Consider the following 6,186-nt stretch of genomic DNA (forward strand, 5'->3'; position numbering starts at 1 on the left):
TTCGGGATCGGGCAAGAGCGATCAACCCTTTTCCTTGGTGCGACCTTCGAGCGCCTGCTTGAGGGCCGCGAGCTTGGCGAAGGGCGAATCGGGATCCGGGGCGCGCTCGGCGCGGCCGGAACTCTTCCTGTCCTGCCAGGATTTGGCCTGCCCTGCGCCGCCGCCGGGCCTGTCCCCCCCGTGCCGCTCCGCGCCGTGTCCCTTGCCGTGGCCGCCAGCGGCGTCCCGGTTGCGGCCGAAACGCCGGTTCTCGTCATCGCGCGTGCCGCCGGGCTGGCCGCCGTTGTTGCGCGCACGGGCAGCATCACCAAAGCGTTCGAGCCGGCGCTGGCGCTCATGCTCGCGCGCCGGGGCTGCTGCATCCCCCTCGCCCTGCGGCGCCTGTGCGGCGACCTCGCCGGCCGCGGTGTCCGCCGGAGCGTGCTGGGGAGATCGCTGCTGGCCGCGCGGATGGCCTGCACCACCACGCCCGCGCCGCTCGCCCTGCCCTTCCCGCTGACGCTGCTGGCGCGGACCATGCTGATGACGGTGCGGCCGCCAGATATCAATCTCGGCCGGTACTGCGGCCTCCTGTGCAGCCTCCTCGGCGGATGCCTCCGCCTCTGCGGGCGCGCCCGCCTGTTCCGGCTCCGCGTCGTGCGCCTCGGCGACGGGTGCCGTGGAGGCATCCTCCGTCACAAGGGTTTCAGCAAAGGCCGGTTCGGCGTCAGCGGCTGGCAGCGGCTCCGCCGCCGGTGCGGCCTCAGCCGGAGCAAGCTCCGTTGTTTCCGCAACGTCGGGCGCCGCTTCCGCCGGCGTGTCCGTGGCGGCGGCTTCAGCCGTTCCATCCGGGACGGCATCGCCTGCGACCGGCGCTTCCGCGGCCAGCTCCTCGGCGGCGTCCTGCCCGGCAGGAGCCGACGAGTCCGTTGCGGGCGCGGCAATGAGACGGGGCGCGGGCACCAGCTCCGCCGTGATGGCGGGGCCCGTCCGCTTCTCGGGGACATAGCCGAGCGAGCGCAGGATGGACGCGAAGTCCTCGCCCGCGCATCCGGCAAGCGATGTCATCGCAACCGTCACGACGAAGCCGTCGCCGTCGGCGGCCCCCGCCGGCGGCTCTCCGGGCGTCACGCCCGGCTTGTAGGCGATGGCGGGACGGATGAGATCGGCAAGACGTTCGAGGATGTCGACGCGCAGCACCCGCTCGCCGCAGACACGAAAGCCTGCTGCGCGATAGAGGCCCTTTGCCACCTCCGCGGACAACTTGAACGACGTCCGGCCCGAGGCCGCGAGATGCGCGATATCGTCGAGACCCGGCTGGTCGAGGCCACCGTTCTTCAGAGCCCACAGTTGCGCGGCGAGCGCACGCGGCGCGGGCTTCAGCAACTGCGGCATGTACAAATGGTAGGCGCCGAAGCGCACGCCGTGGCGGCGCAGGGTGGCACGGCTTTCCTGATCGAGGCTCTTGACGTCCTGCGCGACGCGCGCGCGCTCCAGCACGCCGAGCGCCTCCGCAATCTGGAAGGCGACGCCCCGCGCGAGGCCGGTGATGTCCTCGGCCGCTTCCAGAAGGTCAAGGGCGCCGAGAAGCTTCGTCACATACGCCTTGATCCAGGTTGAGAGCCGCGTCTCGACCTTCTCGCGCGCGCCGCCGGCGAGCGAATCGTCGGCGATGAGCCGCAGGCCGGGCGCCAGCAGCTTCTCGCCTTCCATCAGCCTGGCGATCGCATCGCCATTCCAGCGGACGATGCCGTCATTGGAAAGCACGAAGGTCTCGTCCGGGCTCGCTGAAAGCCGCTCGGCGCGTGCCTCGATCTCGCCCGCGAGCGCCTTTTGGGCGGCGGCGCGCAAGGCGCGCACATCCTGCCCCTCGGCTTCCGCGTCCGGCGCGAACTGGAACCCCTGCAAGCGGCCGATATGTTGGCCTTCGACCAGGACATCGCCCGCTGTGGTGACTTCGGCTTCGAGCATCGTATTCTCTCTCAGGCGTCGCATCAGGACGCTGGTGCGGCGGTCCACGAAACGGCTGGCGAGCCGGTCGTGTAACGCGTCAGATAGTCTGTCCTCTACCTGACGGGTGACGCCCTGCCAATGGGCAGGATCGCGCAGCCAGTCAGGCCTGTTCGCCACGAAGGTCCAGGTGCGCACCTGCGCGATGCGTCCGGACAGCGTGTCGATTTCCCCGTCGGTCCGGTCGACATGGCGGATCTGGCGGGCGAACCAGTCGTCGGCGATGGTGCCTGATAGCATCAGCGATTGGTAGATGGTGCCCACAAGTTCTGCATGCGCGGCCGGCGCGACCTTTCGATAGTCGGGAACCTGACAGACCTCCCAGAGTCTTTCAACCGCGCTTTTTCCCTGCGTGATGTCTCGCACCGCGAAATCGCGCGCCAGAATGTCGAGAGCGGCCTCGTCCTCGGCGATGGGCGCCCGCGTCAGCCCGGACTCGGCGGGAATTTCCGCAAGGCTGGAACGCAGATGCGAAATGGAGCGAAAATCGAGATCGGGGTTGCGCCACTGGATGATGCGCACCGGATCGAACACGTGATCCTCTACTGCTTCCACGACCTCGGCGTCAAATGCATCCGCGCGGCCCGTGGTGCCGAAGGTGCCATCCTTGAGATGCCGCCCGGCACGCCCCGCGATCTGGCCGATCTCCGCCGGGTTGAGTTCGCGGAACCCGAAGCCGTCGAACTTGCGATTCGCCGCGAAGGCCACATGATCGACATCGAGGTTAAGCCCCATGCCGATGGCATCCGTCGCCACGATGTAATCCACATCGCCGGATTGATAAAGCTCAACCTGCGCATTGCGTGTGCGCGGCGAGAGCGCACCCAGCACCACGGCCGCCCCGCCGTGCTGGCGGCGAATCAGCTCCGCGATCGCATAGACCTCCTCCGCTGAAAAAGCGACGATGGCCGAGCGGCGCGGCAGGCGCGTGATCTTCTTCTCCCCGGCATAGGACAGCTTCGACAAGCGCGGGCGGGAGACGATGTTGGCGCCGGGCAGCAGCAGTTCCACCAGCGGGCGCATGGTGGCGGCGCCGATCACCAGCGTTTCCGCCCGCCCGCGCTGGTTCAGCAGCCGGTCCGTGAACACGTGTCCACGGTCGAAATGGCTCGCAAGTTGGATTTCGTCAATCGCGACGAAGGCAACGTCCAGATCGCGCGGCATCGCCTCGATGGTGGCGATCCAGTAGCGGGCGTTCGCGGGCTTGATCTTCTCCTCGCCGGTGATTAGTGCCACGGCGTCGGCCCCCGCCCGTTCCACGACACGGTTGTAGACCTCGCGCGCGAGCAGCCTCAGCGGCAGGCCGATCATGCCGCTCTCGTGCCCCAGCAGGCGTTCGATGGCGAGATGGGTCTTGCCGGTGTTCGTGGGCCCAAGCACGGCGGTCACGCCACGGGCGCGGACACGCGGAGGCAGGGAGCGGGGTAAGGGAGACAGGGCCATAACGACTGAACGGCGAGATTGAACCGGTGGGCGGAAAAAACGAAGCGCCTTGTCAACGCATGACGACCACCTTCCTGAACGGAGCCGCCCGCAGGCCATTTCCCGCTGATCGCGATTGCTGGCCCACCCCGTGCACCACATGGCAAGCTTGAGCGCTTGTCAAGCGAAGCGACCGTGCCCCAGTTGTACTTTCGCACGGCAAACGCCCGCGCGCAATCGCGTCTGCGGCGTTATCCCTCTCGCCTTGCATCGGATTTTCCATCCGAGTCGCCTTTTCGCCTGTCAGCACGGCCCGACCGGGCGGATGCCGCCGCGGCTGAACGCGAACGGAACGAAATGCGCTCGAATCGCAGACAACGACAGAATCGACTTTTGTTCGCCTTCACGCCCTCAACAAATGGTATCGGGCGCCGCCCAACGCAACTTGCATTCAAGTCGATCCATCGAATCGAATGCAAGTTGCGGTAAAATATAGAATTCAGAGCGCACACTGTGATTCCGTCGGAACGCCGGGCGCTTTAGTTGCTGGCGCGGAGCGCGGGGCCCGGCGTTCTTTGCGGCGCCGTGTCGGGCAGGCCGCCTGGGAAGCGCGTCGCCTCGATCACGACAAGGCCGAGCGGCGAGCGCACCGAGATGCGGTAAGGCAGGAACAGCCGCCCCTCCACCGCAGGCGCGAGCCACACTTCGATGTCACGGTTGTTTTCCATGAAATCCGTATCGGGACGGCCGGGTACGTGTCCCGAAATCGGCTTGTAGCGACCCGAGCAAATCGCGATGGTGCCGGCATAGGCCCGGCCGTTGATTTTCTGCGCCCGGACGAAGGAGAGCGGCACGTCGAAACGGGCCGAACCGTCGAAAAGCGGCAGCGTGCGGTTGCAGGCAGCCGGATCGCCCGCGGCCACACTGCCTGCGACGGGCATGAGCAGCGCGCTCACGGGATCGACGATATCGCGCATGTCGCCTTCGCGCAGCGGGATGCGCTGCTTGCGTTCGGGAATCGGCGGGCTCACCTTGAGCGCGCGGACGGCACCGTCGGCGAGCGCCATGCGCACGCTGACGGATCTGTCGCCCGACGCGGTCGTTACCGCGAACTTCGCCGGGCGAACCATGGCGCCTGCGACGGTGCCGGAGGAACTCGCCGCCCCCTTGCCGCCGGTCATGACGCCGGCAAGCCCTGTCAGGCGGGTCCACAGCTCGACCTTGTACCGATCACCCGCCACGCTCGCCTTGAGCTGCGCGACGCCGACCTGCATGCCCATCAGCGTAATGTCGTAGCGGCTCTCGAAAGCGCCGCCGGAGTCGGCCTCCGCAGCCCACGCCGGCAACGCCGCGCAGGGGGAAGCCAGAATGCCCGCCGCCGCAAGCCGCGCGGCCAAGGCCGTCATTCTCAAGAATCGCCGCGTCATGCCTGAATCCGCTTGTTAATGGGGCCGCTCCTGGCCCACCGAATCGGCGCCGCACTCCCCGCCGGGGAGAATCATCCGCCCAAATGTCACCACAGGATCGTCTTCCATGGATAATGATGTGTAAACACAGCCCGCCAAAATCCACCTCCCGGATGGGCACGGGCAGCGCTTCCGTGTCATGTCGATGACAAAATGATCGCACTGCCTTGACGATGCCCTGCCTCGTACACTATACACCCCAAATCTTTCATGGGACATGAGGTGTCCGCGTCCCCGGCGGTAACGTCGGGTTTTTGCTGTTTCAGCGATAGCTCGGTGCCTCGATAGCGTTTAACAAGGATAATGCGTCATGGCACGCCGCTGCGAACTGACGGGCAAGGCCGTATTGGTCGGCCATCTCGTTAGCCACTCGAACCACAAGACCAAGCGTCGGTTCCTTCCCAACCTCGTGAAGGTGACGCTGCAGTCGGACGCGCTGGAACGCAGCGTGCGCCTGCGCATCAGCGCTGCGGCGCTGCGCTCTGTCGAGCACCGCGGTGGCCTCGATGCGTTCCTGATCAAGGCCGGCGACGACGAGCTTTCGCTGAATGCCCGCGCTCTGAAGCGCGAGATCGCGAAGAAGCACGCGGAAGTCCCGGTCAACTGATCGCGCGGCGATGAACGGCCTGCGCGCGGAGATGAAGCGGTTGTGGTGGCCAGTGGCTGCCATGGCCGCTGTCGTCGTCGTCTCCAACATCGCTGTCCAGCACCCGTTCACGCCGTGGGGCCTGCAGGATTATCTGACCTGGGGCGCCTTCACCTATCCGGTTGCCTTCCTCGTCACGGATCTGACGAATCGCCGGTTCGGCGTTGCTGCTGCGCGCCGGCTCGTCGCCGTCGGCTTCTGCATTGCCGTCGTGATGTCCGCGCTCTTGGCGGAGCCGCGAATCGCCGCTGCTTCCGGCATCGCCTTTCTGGTTGGCCAGTTGCTCGATGTTTCGGTATTCAACCGGCTGCGGCGGTTGGCATGGTGGCGGGCCCCCCTCGCCTCCGGTCTTATCGGATCGGCCATCGATACGGCGCTGTTCTTCTCGCTCGCCTTTGCTGGCGTCGTGACGGACGTTGCTTCCTATAGCGTCTTGGGCTTCAGCCTATACGCGCCGGTCTGGGTGGCTTGGGGGGTGAGCGATTTCATGGTCAAGGTCGCCATGGCACTGCTGATGCTGGTGCCTTACGGTGCCCTGCTGCGCATCGTGCTGCCGGTGGAGCAACCGCGCAAGGCGTAACCGGCGGGCAGGCGGCAGGGTAGCCAATAATCCTCCCTTGTGAAAATTTGCATGCAGTTCCGCAAACAGAAAAGTCCGGCCGT

4 protein-coding genes are annotated in these 6,186 nt (G+C 66.5%); 2 read left to right on the top strand and 2 right to left on the bottom strand.

What is annotated here, in order from left to right:
• Window positions 1-21 precede the first annotated feature (21 nt).
• Together ACFFJ7_RS18185 and ACFFJ7_RS18190 are read right to left on the bottom strand one after the other, a co-directional pair.
• Complete coding sequence (locus ACFFJ7_RS18185; RefSeq protein ID WP_377594258.1) at window positions 22-3,432, bottom strand: helicase-related protein; 3,411 nt, start codon at window positions 3,430-3,432, stop codon at window positions 22-24.
• A 518-nt stretch (window positions 3,433-3,950) separates the two neighbouring features.
• Window positions 3,951-4,817, bottom strand: coding sequence for a DUF3108 domain-containing protein (locus ACFFJ7_RS18190; RefSeq protein WP_166955772.1), 867 nt, complete (start codon window positions 4,815-4,817; stop codon window positions 3,951-3,953).
• A 370-nt stretch (window positions 4,818-5,187) separates the two neighbouring features.
• Between ACFFJ7_RS18190 and rpmB the strand changes: the two genes are divergently transcribed.
• Both rpmB and ACFFJ7_RS18200 read left to right on the top strand, forming a co-directional pair.
• Window positions 5,188-5,484, top strand: coding sequence for a 50S ribosomal protein L28 (rpmB, locus tag ACFFJ7_RS18195; RefSeq protein WP_377594260.1), 297 nt, complete (start codon window positions 5,188-5,190; stop codon window positions 5,482-5,484).
• Window positions 5,485-5,494: 10 nt separating this feature from the next.
• Window positions 5,495-6,103 carry a queuosine precursor transporter gene (locus ACFFJ7_RS18200; protein WP_377594262.1) on the top strand — a complete coding sequence of 203 codons (609 nt, stop codon included), beginning with the start codon at window positions 5,495-5,497 and terminating at the stop codon, window positions 6,101-6,103.
• Window positions 6,104-6,186 lie beyond the last annotated feature (83 nt).

It is taken from the genome of Pseudochelatococcus lubricantis (assembly GCF_042432495.1).
Taxonomy (GTDB): Bacteria; Pseudomonadota; Alphaproteobacteria; order Rhizobiales; family Beijerinckiaceae; genus Pseudochelatococcus; species Pseudochelatococcus lubricantis.

Coding starts and splice junctions, on each gene's coding strand:
- ACFFJ7_RS18200 (WP_377594262.1), top strand. CDS start 5,495: ATGAACGGCCTGCGCGCGGAGATGAAGCGGTTGTGGTGGCCAGTGGCT.
- ACFFJ7_RS18190 (WP_166955772.1), bottom strand. CDS start 4,817: ATGACGGCCTTGGCCGCGCGGCTTGCGGCGGCGGGCATTCTGGCTTCC.
- ACFFJ7_RS18185 (WP_377594258.1), bottom strand. CDS start 3,432: ATGGCCCTGTCTCCCTTACCCCGCTCCCTGCCTCCGCGTGTCCGCGCC.
- rpmB (WP_377594260.1), top strand. CDS start 5,188: ATGGCACGCCGCTGCGAACTGACGGGCAAGGCCGTATTGGTCGGCCAT.